General features: G+C 59.3%; 16 protein-coding genes. 8 read left to right on the plus strand and 8 right to left on the minus strand.

The features are described from left to right. Positions 1 to 94: 94 nt before the first annotated feature. The 7 genes from HF945_RS11810 to HF945_RS11840 all read left to right on the plus strand — a co-directional run bounded on the left by HF945_RS11810 (position 95) and on the right by HF945_RS11840 (position 6538). On the plus strand, positions 95 to 1558 hold the full coding sequence (locus HF945_RS11810) for an RNA polymerase factor sigma-54 (protein WP_290522801.1): 1464 nt from the start codon (positions 95 to 97) through the stop codon (positions 1556 to 1558). Between the two features lie 41 nt (positions 1559 to 1599). Continuing rightward, positions 1600 to 1899, plus strand: coding sequence for a ribosome-associated translation inhibitor RaiA (raiA, locus tag HF945_RS11815; protein WP_290522802.1), 300 nt, complete (start codon positions 1600 to 1602; stop codon positions 1897 to 1899). A 15-nt stretch (positions 1900 to 1914) separates the two neighbouring features. Further along, on the plus strand, positions 1915 to 2388 hold the full coding sequence (ptsN, locus tag HF945_RS11820; protein ID WP_290522803.1) for a PTS IIA-like nitrogen regulatory protein PtsN: 474 nt from the start codon (positions 1915 to 1917) through the stop codon (positions 2386 to 2388). Positions 2389 to 2494: 106 nt separating this feature from the next. After that, positions 2495 to 3346, plus strand: a complete 852-nt coding sequence (gene rapZ / locus HF945_RS11825; protein ID WP_290522804.1) for an RNase adapter RapZ — start codon at positions 2495 to 2497, stop codon at positions 3344 to 3346. A 29-nt stretch (positions 3347 to 3375) separates the two neighbouring features. Next, positions 3376 to 3645, plus strand: a complete 270-nt coding sequence (locus tag HF945_RS11830; RefSeq protein ID WP_290522805.1) for an HPr family phosphocarrier protein — start codon at positions 3376 to 3378, stop codon at positions 3643 to 3645. Between the two features lie 153 nt (positions 3646 to 3798). Next, a complete protein-coding gene (mgtE, locus tag HF945_RS11835; protein WP_290522806.1) occupies positions 3799 to 5163 on the plus strand; it encodes a magnesium transporter in 1365 nt (454 codons plus the stop codon). A 373-nt stretch (positions 5164 to 5536) separates the two neighbouring features. Beyond that, entirely contained in the window at positions 5537 to 6538 is a 1002-nt protein-coding gene (locus tag HF945_RS11840) for an IS110 family transposase (RefSeq protein WP_290522807.1), read from the plus strand. A gap of 187 nt (positions 6539 to 6725) precedes the next feature. Here the strand turns inward: HF945_RS11840 and HF945_RS11845 are convergent, their stop codons facing one another. Both HF945_RS11845 and pmbA read right to left on the minus strand, forming a co-directional pair. Continuing rightward, positions 6726 to 7517: a BPSS1780 family membrane protein gene (locus HF945_RS11845; RefSeq protein ID WP_290522808.1), complete on the minus strand. Its 792-nt coding sequence runs from the start codon at positions 7515 to 7517 to the stop codon at positions 6726 to 6728. Positions 7518 to 7544: 27 nt separating this feature from the next. After that, positions 7545 to 8900, minus strand: coding sequence for a metalloprotease PmbA (pmbA, locus tag HF945_RS11850; RefSeq protein ID WP_290522809.1), 1356 nt, complete (start codon positions 8898 to 8900; stop codon positions 7545 to 7547). A gap of 42 nt (positions 8901 to 8942) precedes the next feature. Here pmbA and yjgA point away from each other — a divergent pair, with 42 nt between their 5' ends. Then, on the plus strand, positions 8943 to 9482 hold the full coding sequence (gene yjgA / locus HF945_RS11855) for a ribosome biogenesis factor YjgA (RefSeq protein WP_290522810.1): 540 nt from the start codon (positions 8943 to 8945) through the stop codon (positions 9480 to 9482). Positions 9483 to 9655: 173 nt separating this feature from the next. Here the strand turns inward: yjgA and HF945_RS11860 are convergent, their stop codons facing one another. From HF945_RS11860 to HF945_RS11885, 6 genes are read right to left on the minus strand one after another with little or no spacing between them, the layout of a single operon-like run. Then, on the minus strand, positions 9656 to 11149 hold the full coding sequence (locus HF945_RS11860; protein WP_290522811.1) for a C13 family peptidase: 1494 nt from the start codon (positions 11147 to 11149) through the stop codon (positions 9656 to 9658). Between the two features lie 38 nt (positions 11150 to 11187). Next, positions 11188 to 11649: a cyclic nucleotide-binding domain-containing protein gene (locus tag HF945_RS11865; protein WP_290522812.1), complete on the minus strand. Its 462-nt coding sequence runs from the start codon at positions 11647 to 11649 to the stop codon at positions 11188 to 11190. Further along, positions 11649 to 13085 (minus strand): metalloprotease TldD, encoded by a 1437-nt coding sequence (gene tldD / locus HF945_RS11870; RefSeq protein WP_290522813.1) that lies wholly within the window; start codon positions 13083 to 13085, stop codon positions 11649 to 11651. Before tldD ends, HF945_RS11865 begins: the two co-directional genes overlap by 1 nt. Continuing rightward, on the minus strand, positions 13085 to 13921 hold the full coding sequence (locus HF945_RS11875) for a carbon-nitrogen hydrolase family protein (RefSeq protein WP_290522814.1): 837 nt from the start codon (positions 13919 to 13921) through the stop codon (positions 13085 to 13087). Before HF945_RS11875 ends, tldD begins: the two co-directional genes overlap by 1 nt. After that, on the minus strand, positions 13918 to 17784 hold the full coding sequence (locus tag HF945_RS11880; protein WP_290522815.1) for a YhdP family protein: 3867 nt from the start codon (positions 17782 to 17784) through the stop codon (positions 13918 to 13920). Before HF945_RS11880 ends, HF945_RS11875 begins: the two co-directional genes overlap by 4 nt. Continuing rightward, positions 17772 to 18365, minus strand: coding sequence for a Maf family protein (locus HF945_RS11885; protein ID WP_290522816.1), 594 nt, complete (start codon positions 18363 to 18365; stop codon positions 17772 to 17774). Before HF945_RS11885 ends, HF945_RS11880 begins: the two co-directional genes overlap by 13 nt. Between the last annotated feature and the right edge of the window lie 34 nt (positions 18366 to 18399).

The following is an 18399-nucleotide window of genomic DNA, read 5'->3' on the forward strand; positions in this document are numbered from 1 at the left end:
CCTACCACACCTTTCTCGCTGGCACAATTATTGCTTGATAGAGTTTCAAGCTGTTATTCTCGGGTTTTTGGGGACCACACCAAACCTGAGCAGTATGAAGCCCACACTACAACTACAAATCGGCCAGCAGCTGACCATGACGCCCCAGCTGCAGCAGGCCATCCGCCTTCTTCAGCTGTCCACCCTGGATCTTCGACAGGAGATTCAACAGGCCGTGGAGAGCAACCCGCTGCTCGAACTGGCCGATGACTTCGGTGACGATTCCCTGCCCGAGGCTGACGAAGAGCGTCAGTCTGATGAACTCGACACCGACCGCGACGACGCACTGGAAGAGTTTGTGGATGGCGATCCGGGCATCGAGACGGAGTGGGATGACGTCTATTCCGGACAGAGCAGCAGCTCGGCAGCCGCCCTCCCCGATGACGCGGACGAATGGCAGCAGCGCCATGCCGTTTCCGGCAACCTTCAGGATCACCTGCTCTGGCAACTGAACCTGACACCCATGAGCGATGTGGACCGCATCATTGCCATGGCCATCATCGAGTCTGTGGATGACCGCGGCTACATGACCACCACCATCGACGACATTGTCGAGATGGTAAACCGTCAGGAAGATCTGCTCACAGAAGGCGATGAACTGGAGACCGATGAGGTGCTCGCCGTACAGCACCGCCTGCAGCAATTCGACCCCCTTGGCGTCGCCAGCCTGAATCTGGCCGACTGCCTGGGCGTCCAATTACGCCAACTGCCGGCGGACACCCCGCACCTGCCCCTGGCCCTGGCCCTGCTCGAACACCTGGAATTGCTGGAAAAGCATGACTATGCGGCGCTGCGCCGGGTATTGCAGACCAGCGAACAGGAGCTGCTCGACGCCCTCTCCCTGATCCGCACCCTGGACCCGGCTCCCGGGGAACAGATTGGCGAAAGCCAGGTGGATTATGCCGTGCCGGACGTGATCGTGCGCCAGCACAATGGCCGTTGGCAGGTCAGCCTCAACGATGACATCCTGCCCAAGGTGAACCTGCAGCAACAATACGCCAGCCTGGCCAGAAAAACCCCCGGTGAGGACGGCCAGTACCTGAAAAACTGCGTGCAGGAGGCCAAGTGGTTCATCAAGAGCCTGCAGAGCCGCCACGACACCCTGCTCAAGGTCGCCACCCGCATTGTGAAAGTGCAGCAGGACTTCTTCGACTACGGTGAAGAAGCCATGAAACCCCTGGTACTGGCCGACATTGCCGATGCCGTCGAGATGCATGAATCGACCATCAGTCGGGTCACCAACCAGAAGTACATGATGACACCCCTCGGCGTCTTTGAGCTGAAATATTTCTTTTCCAGTCACGTGGGCACGGACGGCGGCGGTGAGTGTTCCTCCACAGCTATTCGTGCCATTATTAAGAAGCTGGTCGCTGCCGAGAATCCCCGCAAGCCGCTCAGTGACAACAAACTGGCCAGCTTGCTCAACGAGCAGGGAATCAACGTAGCGCGCCGGACCGTTGCCAAGTATCGTGAGGCAATGAGAATACCGTCATCCAGTGCTCGCAAACGTCTGGTGTAGCGTCTGAATGACGGCCCAATAAGCAGGTAAAGGAGCCAGCCATGCAAATTAATATCAGCGGTCATCACCTGGAAGTTACCGATGCTCTGCGCACCTATGTAGGCGACAAGTTTTCTCGCCTGGAGCGTCATTTCGACCAGATCACCAGCGTCCAGGTGATTCTCTCTCCGGAACCGAAGACCCATAAGGCAGAATCCACCGTTCACATTTCCGGGGCCGACCTGTTTGCCACCGCTGAAGCCGACGATATGTATGCGGCCATCGACAAGCTGACCGACAAACTTGACCGTCAGATTCTGAAACACAAGGAAAAGGCCGTCAGCCACAAGCACGGCCACTAAACCGAAGCGACAATTATGCGAGTTCGCGAAATACTCACCGAAGCACGTACCCACAGTGGGGTACAGGCCAGCAGCAAGAAACAGCTGCTGGACCAGGTTGCACAGCTGGCTGCGGCCAGCTGTGACACCCTCAAGGAGCAGGAGGTGTTCGATGCCCTGGTGGCCCGGGAAAAACTGGGCTCCACCGGCATCGGCGAAGGCATTGCCATCCCTCACTGCCGTCTGGGGCACTGCCAGCAACCGGTGGGACTACTGCTCAAGCTGGACACGCCCATCGATTTCGATGCCGTTGATGGCCGCCCTGTGGATCTGGTTTTTGTACTGCTGGTGCCACAGGAAAACCCTGAACAGCATCTCAAGACGCTCAGCCACCTGGCGACCCTGTTCAACGATGACGATTATCGCAGTGAACTGCGCGGCAGCCAGGACAACCACGCGTTTTATCAAACCGCTGTAGAGTCCGAGGCCGAACTCAGACTGGCATCGTGATGAAACGCATCAGGCAACCATGCAGCATGCCACTCCACCGCCAGTTCAAAGCTGACGCCCGTGCCAAATACCTGCATGTGGCCAGCGGCCTGCGAGCAATCACACCATGAAATTGACCATCATCAGTGGCCGTTCCGGCTCAGGCAAGACCACAGCCCTTCAAGCCATGGAAGACCAGGGCTACTACTGTGTGGACAATTTACCCGTGGGTATGCTGCCCACGCTGGCCACCCAGCTTAACGCCGGCGAGGCCCCCATCGAGCGGGTGGCTGTGGGGATTGATGCCCGCAACGTCCCCGCCCAGCTTCAAGCCTTCGACAGTATTCTTGATGCCCTGCATCAGCAGGAAATAGAAACCGAGATTGTCTATCTGGATGCAGACGATTACACCCTGCTAAAGCGTTTCAGCGCCACCCGTCGCCGTCACCCACTGGGCACCGGTCAGCGCACCCTGGAAGATGCCATCCAGCATGAACGGGAATTACTGGCCAACATTCGCCAGCGAGCCGACCTGGTCATCGATAGCAGCAACTACGAAGTACACAGCCTGCGCAACCAGATTCGGGAGCGGGTGGCCCGACGCCAATCCAATCTGTCACTGCAGCTGGAGTCCTTCGGCTTCAAGAACGGCCTGCCCAACGATGCCGATCTGGTCTTCGATGTCAGGGTTCTGCCCAACCCCCACTGGGATCCGGCACTGCGCCCGCTTACCGGTATGGACCAGCCAATCATTGATTTTCTCCAACAGCACCAGGCCAGCCACGACATGCTGGATGACATCAGTCGCTTCATCCAACGCTGGCTACCCGCTTTCGCCCACAGTGACCGCAGCTACGTGACAGTGGCCATCGGTTGTACAGGCGGCCGCCACCGTTCGGTGTATATGGTCGAGCAGCTCGCCGCCCGCCTGCGCGAGGAAGACATTGAGCTCCAGGTGCGTCACCGCGAGCAGCACTGAGCCGCTGCCTATTCAGGAACACCTTCCCCATGATTGAGAAACAACTCGACGTAACCAACAAACTGGGCCTGCACGCCAGAGCGGCCGCCAAGGTGGTCAGCGTGGCCTCACGCTATGACAGCCGCATTCACGTCATTCACAACGGCAATCCCATCGATGCAAAAAGCATCATGGGGCTACTCATGCTGGGCGCAGCAAAGGGAAGCCAGGTGACCTTTCAGGTAGAAGGCGAAGACGAAAACGCCGCCATGGAGGAACTGGAAGACCTGTTTGCACGAATGTTCGATGAGGGAGAATAAAAGACAGTGAATAGTTAACAGTGAAAAGTGAACAGTTGAAAAATCAAGTACCACACACACTGCAGGACTGTTACTGTGTGGACATCCCAGCCGAGCAGCAGCACGTTTTGTTTTCGCTGTTAACTATTCACTGTTAACTGTTAACTGAGTTCCATGCCCGCCGACAGCAGCCGCAGCCAGCAACACCTCAAAGCGATCAACCGGGCCCTCGCCAGCGGGACCTATACCCAGGTGCGTCAGTTGATCAACAATCTGCCCGGCGCAGAAGTGGCTCACCTGCTGGAATCGTCTCCGCCCCGTGAGCGGGAAATTCTCTGGCAGCTGCTCAACAAGGAGCAGGAAACCGAAGTGCTCCAGTATCTGGGCGAGGAAGTCCGGGTAGAGTTGCTGCGCAATCTGAGCACCGACGAACTGGTCTCGCTGGTTGAAGAGCTGGACACCGATGATCTTGCGGACTTGCTGCAGGAACTCCCTGACCATGTCACCAGCCAGGTCATGGCCAGCCTGGACGAGCAGAACCGCGAACGCCTCGAACATGTGATGAGCTACCCGGTAGACACTGCCGGGGGGATCATGAATACCGATGTGATCACGGTACGCCCGGAGATCACTTTTGAGGTAGTACAGCGATACCTGCGCCTGCGGGGTGACATCCCCCGTACCACCGATAACCTGGCCGTGGTGAACAGAAAGAACCAGTTCATCGGCCTGCTGCCGCTCACCAAGGTATTAATCAGTGACCCGGGCACCACCGTCCGTGAAGCCATGATCACCGATATCCAGTCCATCCCTGCCACCATGCCCGATTCGGAAGTGGCCAAGATCTTCGAACGCCATGATCTGGTTACCGCGCCGGTGGTGGATGAGGACGGCATGCTGGTGGGCCGGATCACCATTGATGACGTGGTTGACGTGATCATGGAAGAGGCAGACCACTCATTGATGAGCATGGCGGGCCTGGATGATGACGAGGACACCTTCGGTTCTGTCTGGCAGACAGCACGCCGCCGCGCCCTGTGGCTGGGCATCAACCTGCTCACTGCGCTCGCGGCTTCCGCCGTGATTGGCCTGTTCGAGGCCACCCTGGAAAAAGTGGTGGCCCTGGCTATCCTCATGCCCATTGTGGCCAGCATGGGCGGCATCGCCGGCAGCCAGACACTGACACTGGTGATCCGCGCCATGGCACTGGGCCAGATCCAGTCCAACAACACGCGCTATCTACTCTTCAAGGAACTCTCGGTAGGGGCCATCAATGGCCTGCTGTGGGCCACTGTCATTGGTATCACCGCCGGGCTGTGGTTCCAGGATCCCAGCATCGGCCTGGTGATCGGTGTGGCCATGGTGATCAACCTGATCATGGCCGCCTGTGCCGGCGCCCTGCTGCCCATGGTCATGAAGAAAATGGGCATCGACCCGGCCCTGGCCGGCTCCGTGGTGCTCACCACCATCACCGACATTGTCGGCTTCATGGCCTTCCTCGGTCTGGCCACGATTCTGTACGCCAATCTGTTGGTCTGAACAGGCGACGCTGCATGCTGCATGCTGCATGCGAAAGCCGCAGGAGCCACCTGCTCTCCTGCCTATTCTAAATGCGTTTCTGGAATCCTTACCTCGCTGGGGCTCGGATCGCGGTCGAACGACCGCTCCTTGTATGTTGCCACCTCACCATATGAATTATGGTATCGCCGTTACCGGGGAGGCCGTTCGCTCCTGGAAGCAGCTTGCTCTGACTTCGTCTGTAGAGCGGCTCCCCGCCTCATTACCTACTCCGAAGGGTATCCCGAAGCCGCTTGCGCGAGACTTCGTATCACAAGGTCGGTAGCAGGTAAGTCAGTGCGAGGTCGGGGAACCGGTGACTATTGTCGTTAATTCAGCGTTGTGAGTGAAGGGTATGTCTGTATTTGCCGGTGTGGATATTGGTGCTAGATCTGTGGATGTTGTGAGCTTTGGCGATGACAGGTTCAGCAAGCCCAAGCAGTACAAGCAGTCCCCTGATGGCCACCATTCCCTGATTCGCGCGATGAAAAAACTTCGACCGAAGTGCATCGTCATGGAAGCAACGGGGGTGTATTACTTTGATCTGGCGGTGGCTCTGGTTGAGGCTGGCCTGCCCGTGGCAGTGATTAACCCCAAAAGCACCAAGAACTTCGCCAATATCAAGCTGCAGAACAGCAAGACCGACAGCATAGATGCGGCACTGCTGGCCGAGTACGGCATGCGTATGGAGCCCCGGTTGTGGACACCACCAGATCAGCACCGTCAGGCCCTTCGAAGCCTCGGAAGGCAGATCAACCGCCTGACCGGTAGCCGGACACAAGCAAAGAACCGCCTCCACGCCATGAAGGCCACGCTGTCTACGCCCACGCTGCTCGTTGAAGATGAGCAGGAAGCCATTGAGATGCTGGATCGACGCATTGATCGGCTGAAGCGGGCTGCGGTGGAGCTTCTGGGACAATCACCTAAGCTCAAGCGCTTGTATAAGCACTTCTGCGCGGCCAAAGGCATCGCGGAGGCAACGGCCCTCGCATTGCTGGCTGAGCTGTGCGTCTTGCCGGATCACCTGAAATCCGCTCAGGTAAGCCGTCATGCCGGCCTGGATATACGCCTGTACCAGTCTGGAAGCAGCGTTCATCAGGCCTCAAGGATCAGTAAAGCGGGCAACGTGTACATACGCTCAGCCTTGTATATGCCTGCCATGTCAGCCGTGCGCTTTGATCCGAATGCCAAGGCATTTTATGAGGCCCAGGTGGCCCGCGGGAAAACCAAGCTGCAGGCCCAGGTGGCAGTAATGCGTAAGTACCTGACAGGCCTGTGGGCCTGCGTTAAGACGGACACCCCGTTCGATTCATCACTGCTTTTTAGTGATTGCCATGCGAAAAATGCTTGCGCTTGAACAGGGTATCTACAGCGGCTTATCAGGTTCCCAAGCCGCCGAACTCAACGATTTGAAAGTCTTTTCCGTTCTTCGCAAAAGCCCGGGAACTTTTCCTGTTTCTCGATCGAATCAAGCATAGCTTGTAGCGCAAACAAAAAAGCCGAAAGGAAATCCTTTCGGCTTTTTGGGTTGGTGCGGCTTCGGCTTATTCCGCGAACACCTGCTTGAAGGACGCGTAATAGGCTCCCGCCAGCAGTGGCATGGCGAACAACAGCCCCAGCATGAAGGGAATAGACGCCACCACCACCAGCAATGTGGCCACGATGCCGTACAGAATCAGTGGCAACAGGTTTTTCAGGCAGGCCTTGAAGCTGGTGGCCAGGGCCTCACCCGGGCCCATGTCGCCAAGAAACACCAGGGGGATGGAGAAGTAGAACAGGAAGCCCAGCGCCACAAACATCACGAACATGGCCGCCACCGACAGCCCTATGGCGGCGCCGCTGGCAGCGGGATCAGGCATCCTTCCCACCTCCATGGCGCTGATCATGTCCGCATCCAGACCGATCACCATGAACATGATCGCCACCGCAGCAATGATCACCACCACATACAGCGCCAACTGAATCAGCGCCAGTATCACCAGTGGACCGGTCTTCTCGGAGAAACCGGCAAACAGATCGGCAAATTCCGCGCTGCCCTCGCTATCCAGACGGTGAAACATCCTGACCAGACCGGCGTAAAGCAACGTCATCAGGAACATGCCTGCCAACCAGCCAATGAAGGGAATGAATTGCACCGCCGCATTCAGCAGTGCCACCACAATCAGGGCGCCGATCACCAGCCCCCAGTTCCCGGTCAGCAGGGCCTTGCCCTGACCAAACCAGCCCATGGCATCGCCGATGGACACCTTTCCCGGCTCACCGACGACAAAGGCAGCGGCCGGATTTGGCGCCGCCACGTCGGCAGTCGGTTGTTGATACGGATTCAACTCGGACATGACACTCCCCCTCAATGGGCACAATGATTATCGACCTGCGATTTTCATGGGCGACAGCAGCAGCGAACCGCAGGCAATATTGCCGCGCCGGTCCACATCGGTACCGCTCCCCTGAATCCCTGTCAGCATTTCGCCAAGATGCCCGGCAATGGTGAACTCCTGGAGAGGCTGAGTGATGACACCGTTTTCAAACAGAAAACCACTGGCGCCACGGGAGTAGTCCCCGGTCACCACGTTCACCCCCTGCCCCATCACTTCGGTGACCAGAATCCCCTTGCCGGCCTTGACCATCAAGGCCTCAAGCGACTCACCGGTATCCGTTATGCTCAGGTTACGCACACCGCCACCGTTGCCTGTCGGCGTCATATCCAGCCTGCGACCGGCATACAAACTCAGGGCGAACTGTTTGAGGATACCGTCTTCGACAAAGTTCTGGGCACGGGTCGGCAGGCCATCCCCGTCAAAGGGAGCAGAGGCATTTCCGGCAAGCCGATGGGGTTGCTCAGCCAGCACAAAGCCCTTGGGCAATACCGCTTCGCCAAGGCTGTTCTGCAGGAAGGAACTGCGCCGATAAACAGAGCCACCACTAATGGCGGAAACCAGGTGTCCGAGCAACCCGGAAGCCACCTGTGGAGCAAAGATAATCGGCAATTCGCCGGTTTCCGGTATCACCGCACCCAGCCGGGCGAGAGTACGTTCACGAGCCTGCTCGCCGATCTGCTCCGCTGTTTGCAACGCCGAGCCGATACGGCCACCGTCATACCAGTAGTCCCGCTGCATGCCGCCTTCATCTTCGGCCACCACACTGCAAACCCGGCTGTGATGCGTGCCCCGGTAACCATGCAAGAAACCCTCTGAGGTAGCGAAGACCCGCAAACTGGCGCCACTGTTTACCGAGGCGCCTTCGGAGTTCACGATGCGGGCATCATCACGGGCCACCGTTTCACAGGCCAGCGCCTCCTCGATGGCACGCGGGGTATCCATTTCCCAGGGGTGATACAAATCCAGATCCGGGATATCCCGGGCCAGATCTGCAGCCGGCGCCAAACCGGCATACTTGTCTGCCTCGGTATAACTGGCGATGGCAGCGGCGGCCTTGAGGCTATCTCGCAGGCTCTCGCGGTTGTCGTCAGAACTGCTTGCATGGCCCTTGCACTGCCCCTTGAAGACCGTCAGCGACACGCCCCGGTCCCGATGGAACTCCACCGTTTCCACTTCCCCCTGACGGACATTGACCGAAAAACCCTGGCTGAGGCTGACGTTGACCTCCACGCCATCCAGCCCCAGGCGTTTTCCCTCTTCCAGCACCCAGGCCGCTGTGTCTTCGGCCTGGCGCAGTTGGCCGGTATCGAGTACTGCTGTCGTTGCGGGGGAATCAGACATAAAATAGAACTTCCGTTACCTAGACGATAAATAGTGGACCTGATGACCGAGTATAACGACGACCTGTATACCAGCAAGTCAGAACAGAAGCGCGATGATCTGGCCTTGCAGGAACTGGGGCAGACCCTGATGGCACTGAAACAAGGCGAGCTGGACCGGCTGCCACTCAGCGATGCGCTCAAGAAAGGTCTGGAAGAAGCCCGTCGCATCACCAGTAACGAGGCTCGTCGACGCCACTCGCTGTATATCGGCCGTCTGGTGCGCGAATCCGATAGCGACCAGATCGAGAAAGCGCTGGCGGCCCTCAAGGATCCCTTTCGCCAACAACGACTGAGCAACTGGGTAGACCAGATTGCCAACAGCGATCAGGCAAAAGACGCCGACAGCACCTTGCAGCAGATTCTCGAGGCATTTCCCCACGGGGACCGCCAACAGTTGCGCAACCTGACCCGCAATACCCTTAAAGCAAAACTGTCCGACCCGGAATCAGCCAGCAACGACGAGAAAGACAAGTTCAAACGCGAACGCCGCAAGCTGATGAACTATCTCAACCAGCTGGACAAGACCGCACCGCTATATTGAGTCGACGCAACGCGCAACATGCCAAATACATCACACCCTCGGAGCGGCAAGCTACAACGCGACCAGTGCTGACATGATTTGAAAAGCCCCACCCGCGAGCCACCAGACATGGTGCGCGGGCACAAGCACCTGAAATTACTATCGTGTTATTTCGCGTTGTAGCTTGTAGCTCGTCACTTCGGTGCGTCGAGGGTCTCGCTCTGCCACCAACTGACAAACGCCTTGCCAACGGATTTCTGTGGCAGGGAGTATTCGTCTTCGGGCACTGCCTGCTCGGCTTCCATGGCGGACACCCGGTCGCTGGCCGCAGCGAACCAGGCATCCGGATCATGTATGCCCGCGGTCATGTCCTCACCATAAAGGGCCGTGCTGAACCAGGTGCGCTCGGAGTCATCCCCACAGCCAAACGATGTGCGATCCTGGGCCGCCGACGAGAACACCGCCCGCTGCGGTGCCGCGAGAGCATTAACCCACTGGCCGGAGTAACAGGCGGACACCACCACCCACTGGTGCTTCACCTTGAGATTGTTCAACCAGTCTCTGCCGTCATCCACGGTCAGGTTATTCAGCCGCAGGTTGCGCGTATCCAGCACCAAATCACCATTGCGCAAACCGTGGCTGACCATATGCACCAGCAGCAGGTCCTCGTCAGGATCCATCAACCCATCCAGGGCATTGAGCGCTTCACGAACACTGGTGCGGGTCGCCAGCGGTTGTTCACTGGTACCGTCGTTGACCAGTTTTATCTGGCGGCGTTTGAGATCAAGCACCCCGCCAAGACGTTCACTCACCCAGTTCACCTCGCGACTGAAGACCCTTTCAGTACCATCCCCCCCGATGGCAAGAAAGTAGACATCACGCACGCCCGGTCTTTGCGGCGCCAGCGAGGACAATACGGACTGTAGTCGACTGGACTCAGTATACAGACGGGCCTCCGTGCCGGCGGCCTGTTCCCGTTCACGGGCCGCCCAGTCCTGCTGGCTGGGATAATACTGGCCGGCTACGAAATAGCCCTTTTCTTCCACCGGGCCATCCTCTCCGGGACGAATACGTACGCCCTTGCCCTGGGCCTCACCGTTGACAAACTGTGCCCTGATGACCACACCGTCCGGTCGAGTCAATTTGCCCTGGCCTTCGAACGCGAACCACTGGAACTCACCCTCATAAACCAGGCCCTCCTGATTACGGTAAGTCCCGTCCTTCAGGTAGCCGTCGACAAAGGTACCCTCGAATTCCTCTCCAGACTCGGTGCGCCAGAGCCCCTGCCCATGGGGCTGGAATTGACTGAATTCCCCCTGGTAAGTGTTGTCATCCAGATAATCAACGCTGCCGCGAATCAGTTCGCCCATGGCAAATTCGCCCTGATAGTGGACGTCTTCGCACACATACTGCCCTTCGCCATGGAGCACGCCCTTGACAAACTCTCCCTCCAGGACACAGCCGTCACGCTCTTCCAGTCGTCCCTTTCCCGTCATCAATCCATTGCGGAACTCACCACTGTATTGACGTCCGTCAGGCCAGCGAAGTACCCCGTCGCCATGGAACAGGTTGTTCTCGACCTCTCCCTCATAAACCGCGCCATCAGGCATCTGAATATCTGCCGGCAACAATTGCGGATCACAGGCGGACAGGAACACGGTCAGCAACAGGGAAAGGGGCTTTTTCATGGTCAGATTTCCGTGGTTACAGGCTGGAGAGAAGGAATTCAGCCTGCTGCCAGCTTGAATTGCGCCAGCTGGGAAGAGGTGCGGCGCAGGTGGGCACACAGCAGCCGGGCAATATTTTCCATCACCTGCGTCGCCGCCTGGGGGCTACGTTTGCGCAGTTGGTCCAGGCCCTTGTGAGTCAGCACAATCAAGGTCGCATCCTCGGCCACGCGCACGGTGGCTGAGCGGGGCGCATTGTCCACCAATGCCATTTCCCCCATGGAATCACCCGCCTGTAATTGGGCAATCACCACTTCGCCACCCTCAACATTATTCTTGACGATATCCAGACTTCCGCGCACCACGAAGCAGACGAAATCACTCTTGTCACCTTCCTGGCAGAGGGTTTCACCGGCAGAGACCCTATTCACGAACACCAGGGTTTCCAGCAAGATCAGCTCGTCCTCATTAAGCCCTTCAAACAAACGCATGCGGGCCAGGGAGTCCAGCACCGTGGTCATCAGGCAGTGCCCCCCACCGTCAGTGCGTCCACCCGCAAGGTGGGCTGCCCAACGCCGACAGGCACCGACTGACCATCCTTGCCACAGACCCCGATGCCGGAATCCAGGGCCAGGTCATTGCCCACCATGGATATCCGCTCCATGACTTCGGCACCACTGCCAATCAACGTGGCACCTTTCACCGGACAGACAATCTTGCCTTTCTCCACCAGGTAGGCTTCGCTGGTGGAGAACACAAACCGGCCGGAGGTGATATCCACCTGACCGCCAGCAAAATTCACCGCATAGATGCCGCGATCGAGGCTGGCCACAATCTCCTGCGGATCACTCTCCCCCGGCAGCATATACGTGTTGGTCATGCGAGGCATGGGCAGGTGGGCATAGGACTCACGGCGACCGTTGCCGGTAGGCGCCACGCCCATCAGCCGGGCGTTGGTCTTGTCCTGCATGTAGCCCACCAGCTTGCCATTCTCGATCAGGGTATTACAGGCACTGGGGGTGCCTTCGTCATCCACATTCAGCGAACCACGACGGTCTGCCAGGGTGCCATCATCCACCACGGTGCACAGGCTGGAGGCCACCTGCTGACCCAGCTTTTTGGCAAACATGGAGGTGCCCTTGCGATTGAAGTCACCCTCCAGGCCATGCCCCACCGCTTCATGCAACAGTACACCGGGCCATCCCGGGCCCAACACCACCGGCATGGTACCCGCCGGTGCGGCTTCCGCCTCCAGGTTCAGCAAGGCTCCACGGACCGCTTCCCTGGCCCAGATTTCAACACGGTCTTCCTGCAACAGCCAGTCGTAGCTGACCCGGCCACCCCCACCGGCACTGCCACGCTCCCGGCGACCATTGCGCTCAGCAATCACACTCACATTACAACGGATCAGTGGTCTCACATCCGCCGCCAGGGTGCCGTCACTGGCCACCACCATGACCACGTCCTGCACACCACTGAGACTGGCGGTCACTTCCACAATGGCAGGATCCAGGGAGCGCGCCAGCGCATCCAGCCGCTGCAACAGGGCCACTTTCTTTTCGGCCGGCCAGCCCTGCAGGGGGTCCTGCCCCTGGTAACGCACCGGCGCTTGACGACTAGCCAACTGGATCTGACGCTCCTGACCCTGACGGGTAATGGCTCGCGCCGCGCCACTGGCCTGCTGGAGCGCCGACAACGTGATGTCGTCACTGTAGGCAAAACCGGTCTTGTCACCCTGTACAATCCGCACCCCGGCGCCCCGCTCGGTACTGAAACTGGCATCCCGGACGATGCCATCCTCGAGCACCCAGGCTTCATGACGGCTGTGCTGGAAATAAATATCCGCATAGTCCGCCTGCCCGGTGACTTTGCCATTCAACAGGGTTTCCAGCTGGCCGGTGTGCAAATCCGCAGGGGCCAGCAGGATGGATTCGGCAATAGACAGGGTATCGCTCATCAGGGTCCTTTAATCTGGAGTCGTTGGTGCTGCTGCACCGGTATGCGTTGACGAAGTTCCTTCATGGTAGCAAGGTCCAGCTCGGCAACAAGTACATCTATAGTGTTTCCCAGTGAGGCCTGCACCTCACCCCAGGGATTGACCAGCAGGGAATGACCATAGCTGGCACGGCGCGGCGCATGCTGACCACACTGATTGGCTCCCAGGGTGTAGCAACCGCTCTGTACCGCAGTGGCACGGAGCAGCAATTCCCAGTGGGCCGCGCCGGTAACCGCCGTAAAGGCCGATGGGTAAACCAGCAAATCCGCGCCCTCACTGGCCAAACGCTGTGCCAGTGCAGGGAAACGCAAGTCATAGCATATCGCCAATCCTACCTGCAGACCCGCCAACGACACTACCCGGGTCTGGTCACCGGGCTCGAACACGTCCGACTCACAATAACGCCCCTGGGCGTCGTTGACCTGGGCATCGAACAGGTGGAGCTTGTCATAGTCGGCCTGTACCCGGCCTTTTTCATCGATGGCCAGACTGCGGGTGCGCACCCGGGGCGCCGGCACCGGACTGCCGTCCGGCCGCTCGCTGGCGGGAATGCTGCCACCGATAATCGCCATGCCAAGCGTCCTGGCCTGCTCGCAAAGCCATTCCTTCAGCCATACGTATTGGGCAGACAGGCCGCGATAATCCCCGCCATACTGGGCAAAGTTCTCCGGCAGCACCGCCAGCGCGGCGCCTGCATCAGCCGCCTTTTGCAAACCCCGGCGCGCTTCATCCAGGTTAGCCTGGACATCATTGCCACTGGTCATCTGGATGGCCGCCACCTTCACTGATTGCGTCATTCGAATATCCCTTCGGTCTCGGTCACTTTCGGGTTGGCCCAGGTGCCGGTTACTGCATATTCCAGGGTCGCCGTACGGTCAAGCTTGTCGCCCCAGATCCGTTCCACGACAAAAATCCCGGCACAGGCCGCCGGGCCTGCCAGGCAGCCAGCGTACAGGTTGCTGGACAACGGCAACGTCACTTCCATCTGGTGGTCCAGGGTCTCCTTCTGCAGATTGATCTGCCCTTTCACATCAATCAATGCCGATGGGGAACGAATCTCCAGATTACTGGTAGACACCAGCGGCCCTTCCAGCCGGAAGTCACCGGTGATGCTGTCACAGCTCAACCCCTTCTTGTACAGGTCGGAGAAATTCAGTCGCAACCGGCGCTGGATGGTGCCCAAATTCAGCACGCCCAACACTCGCAGGAAGGATGTCCGGCTGTCTGTTTCCGGTATCCGGCATTCACCGATATCCACCCGGGCCTGGCCGTCCAGGGCCAGATAGTCCGGGTTGAGGGGCCAGTCCTGCCATCCCAGTACAACTTTGGCCTGGGCTTCTTCCGACTCGATCAGCTCGGGCAGGTCCCAGGCCTTGAGCGCGCGCTCCAGCTTGTCTGCCTTGATCAGTCCACTGAACCGGCTGTGCTGGCTGCGCGCCTCGCCGGCCTGCTCGGTCCAGTCCAGACTGCCTTCCAGCTCGGTAAAGCGCCAGCGCCCCTCCAGCTCGGCAATGCGCACTCCTCGTGGCAATGGCCGGACTTGCCCGGACCACTGCCCGAAGTCCTTCCCGCCCACCCGAATATTGTCGAGACGGGCATCCATGGGCGGCAGATCCATGGGCGAAACCGGGGGTGCCGCAGGTGCCCCGTCTTCCCCCTCATCAGTATCCGGCATGGCAATATTCATGCGACTCACAGACAGCGAAAGCGGCTTGTCGCCCCGGGCAGTAAACCCGTCCGGAATCCTCACCGACCCGGCAATGGCCTGGCTACTCAATGCCAGATCCCAGCCCTGTCCGGTGGGAAGCACCGACAGGCTGGCGTTATCCACCCCAACCCCAAACAGGTCCAGCTGATCCACACGCAGGCTGACTTTGCTGATGGAGGCGCCACCGGCGGCGTCCGCCGGTTCGGACTTACTCCGCTCAAACGCAGGCACCATCTGGCCGGAAATAAAGTCGATCCAGGCGCCGGCTTGCGCTTCGGCCAACTGGCCACGAAGGGAGATACCTGATTCAGGCAACACCAGGCTGCCCGGCCCCACCACCACATCACCGCGCACCGGCGTCTGGCCAAGAGCGATGCGGCTGCGCCAGAGGCTGTCATAATCCAGATACAGGTTCTGGCGGGTGCCTTCACCGCGTATCTCCATGCTCAGGCTACTTTCCTGTTTGGCAGGCTTGCCCAGGGGCGCTGGCGCGTCTACCGCCACCCCTTTCAGTGAGGAAAAGGCTCGCAAGGCAAAGGGAGAACCTTTCCAGGGCACATCCAGGGTCAGATCCAACGGCAAGCTGCCACTCACCGGGGACAACCAGGCAAAGCCCAGCCAGTCCTGTAACGAGCCCACCGGAACGGCGCCCTGCAACTGAATCTGGCTACGCGTGTCGCGGGTCTGCCAATGTCCACTGACCTTGCCCCCCAATATGGAAGCCTGCAGGTCCGGAATCTGCACCCCTTCACGGAGATGGAAATACACCGGTGCCTTGACATCACTGACCACCAGACGGCGGGCGGCATTCTCCGCAACACCCTGCTTCACCTGACCATCCACAATCACCGTCAGGGGCGTCTCCTGATCACGGTTGAAGGGGAAGTCCAGCAACAGACGACCTTCCATCTCACCCGCCTGCAGGCGCCAGTCCAGCAACTCCTCTGGTAACTGTTTTTGTAGCGGCGAGTCATGAATCAGTGAATCCAGGTCTGACAGCGGTCCCTGAACCTGACCCGACACCACCAGGCGCGGCCCCTCTTCAGTGCTAAATGCCGGCACATCCACATACACCTGACTGACCCGACTGCTGTAGACATCAGCACCAGAGGCAAAGCCACGCACCTCACGGCCGTTGATAAACACATCCGCGCTCAGATTTCTTGCCTGCGGCCAGTCCGGGAGCATCGACAGAGTGATATCCTCTCCCTGGTAGCGCATCTGGAAGGTACGATCCTGCTGGCGGTCGGGATCGATCTTTACCGGCCCCTGATAAAGCAGCTGGCCACGCTTCAGGTGCCCCCCTTGCAGGGCCTGCCCCAACCAGCCGGACAGCCCGTCCGGCAAACGTCGCAGGGGAATGTAGCGACTGGCATGGGCGCCATTGCCATCATAGATCTCCGCAGTCAATCGCAGTTCAGGAACCTGCCCCTGCGCCATCTCAACCGACAGCATGGCTTCGCCATGGGCATCATCGTTAACCACTCGCAGTCTGCTGGACCGGACCCGCAGCACATCTTCCTGCCGCTGCCAGTCAAGCACCCCCGCCATCTGCCCAGCCAGAGGTTGCTCGAACAGGCGCGGCAGATCCAGAGCCAGACTGTCGCTGTAAAGATGCACCTTGCCCTGATCCAGATTCCCGGAAACCCAGCCGCTCAAACGCGCAACACCCGGTATCCTGTCTTTTGCCTGATTCCCCAGGGCGGTAAACCGGGCCTGAAATTTCTCCAGCTGCCGCGCCACTCCGCGGGCATAGAATCCTTCCACCACGCCCCGGGGCTCAAGCGCCCTGAGCAGCTCTCGCACCTTGTCGGCTTTCTCCGGCAATGGGAACGGCCACTGCTGGAATTGCTGCCCCAAGGCGCGCACCGGCAAATCCCCGGTGCGAAGCTGCCAGGCCCGCTTCTGGCCCTGCGTCTCCCATTGCAGCGCCATATCCCCCAACCGCAACTGCCCGGCCGGGGTCTGGCCAGACAGATCCAGCAGGGACAGCGTGGCCCGATCGTTATCTCGCTCCAGCGCCAATCTGGCTGACAGCGCGGTTAACGGCCAGCTGTGCGCGTCACCCGCCAGGGTCACCGCAGGCACCGTCAGGGCCAGCTGGCCCTGACGGGGCTGGCCGGCCTGCAAGCTCCCCCAGAACTCCATCTGTCCCGACAGTTCGGAAACCGACAACGGCATCTCCAGCGACGACGGCAACCACTCTTCCAGACGCTGGCCACGCACCCGCAGATAAAGGTCCGCATCCACCTCATCCAGCGCAAAGGCATCGTCATGCAGATGCGCCTTGGCCTCTACCCGTAGCGGGCGATCCCGAGCCTCCAGGTTCAATGACAATAAATGGTTTCCGCCATCATTGAGCAAGGTAGCGCTCAATCTTGAGGCTGCCAGCGGCGGCATACCCGGCCAATCCAGGGAAAGTTGCACATTGTTGAGGGTCAGCAGCTGCTGACGATAGAACATGCGCAGGAACCGTTCGACCGGCGGGGGCGCATCGCTGGACGACGCCTCCATGATGTTCAGGCCGCGCAGATGAACCTTGCCGTCATCCCCTCTGACAAGATGCAGGGCCACCCCGTCAATTCGCAGTTCTTTCAGCACCAGGTCACGGACCAGCAGTGAACGCAACACATCCACACTGAGCACCACTTCCTGCAATTCCAGGGGCGACTCACCCTCCGGTGCCGGAAGACGAATCCGGCGGGCGACAAACTGCGGCACCAGCCCGTCCATCTTTCCTTCCAGTTCATCGATGACCAGGGGCGTCTGGATGCGCGCTTCGAAGAACTGTTCCAGTTTTTCGCGATAATCCGGCACCAGCAGCATGGCCTGGCGGGCCAGCACCACATAGGCCGCCAGCAACAACAGACACAAGGCCACCAGCCCCCACAGGGACAGATAGAGGCGTCGCCAGGTTTTGAACGGAATTCCTGCCATAGTCAGTCGATGCACCAGTAATCAATGCCGGCGTGCTCCAGCAGCGCGACGGTCTGCTCCAGGGGCAGCCCCACCACCCCACTGTAACTGCCGGTTATCTGTGCCACCAGCGCCGCACCCAGCCCCTGGATGCCGTAGCCCCCAGCCTTGTCATTGCCTTCCCCGGTGGCCACATAGCGGCCCATTTCCCGGTCGGTCAAATCCCTGAAACGGACCCGGGTAATGCTGGTGGCAACCTGACAACTTGCGCCACAGGTCAGCGCTAGCGAAGAGATCACCCGATGTTCATTACCACTGAGGGCCGCCAACATGGCCAGTGCATGCTTCCGGCTTTCGGGTTTGCCCAGAATCAGGTTCCCCAGTACCACGGAGGTGTCCGCACCCAACACAGCCCCGGCGGGCAGCCCCTCAGCCTGACGACGCAGCTCTCCGACGCGGGACTTTTCCTGTGCCATACGCTCCACGTAGGCCTGCGGATCTTCATTGTCCAGTGGCGTTTCATCAATATCCGGCGCCCTCAAGACGGTAAACGGCACCGCAATCTGCTGCAGTAACTCGGCACGGCGGGGGGAGCCAGAGGCAAGGTAGAGAATCATAAGAATCAGTTAACAATGAATAGTTAACAGTTAA

The organism is Alcanivorax sp., from assembly GCF_017794965.1.
GTDB lineage: Bacteria > Pseudomonadota > Gammaproteobacteria > Pseudomonadales > Alcanivoracaceae > Alcanivorax.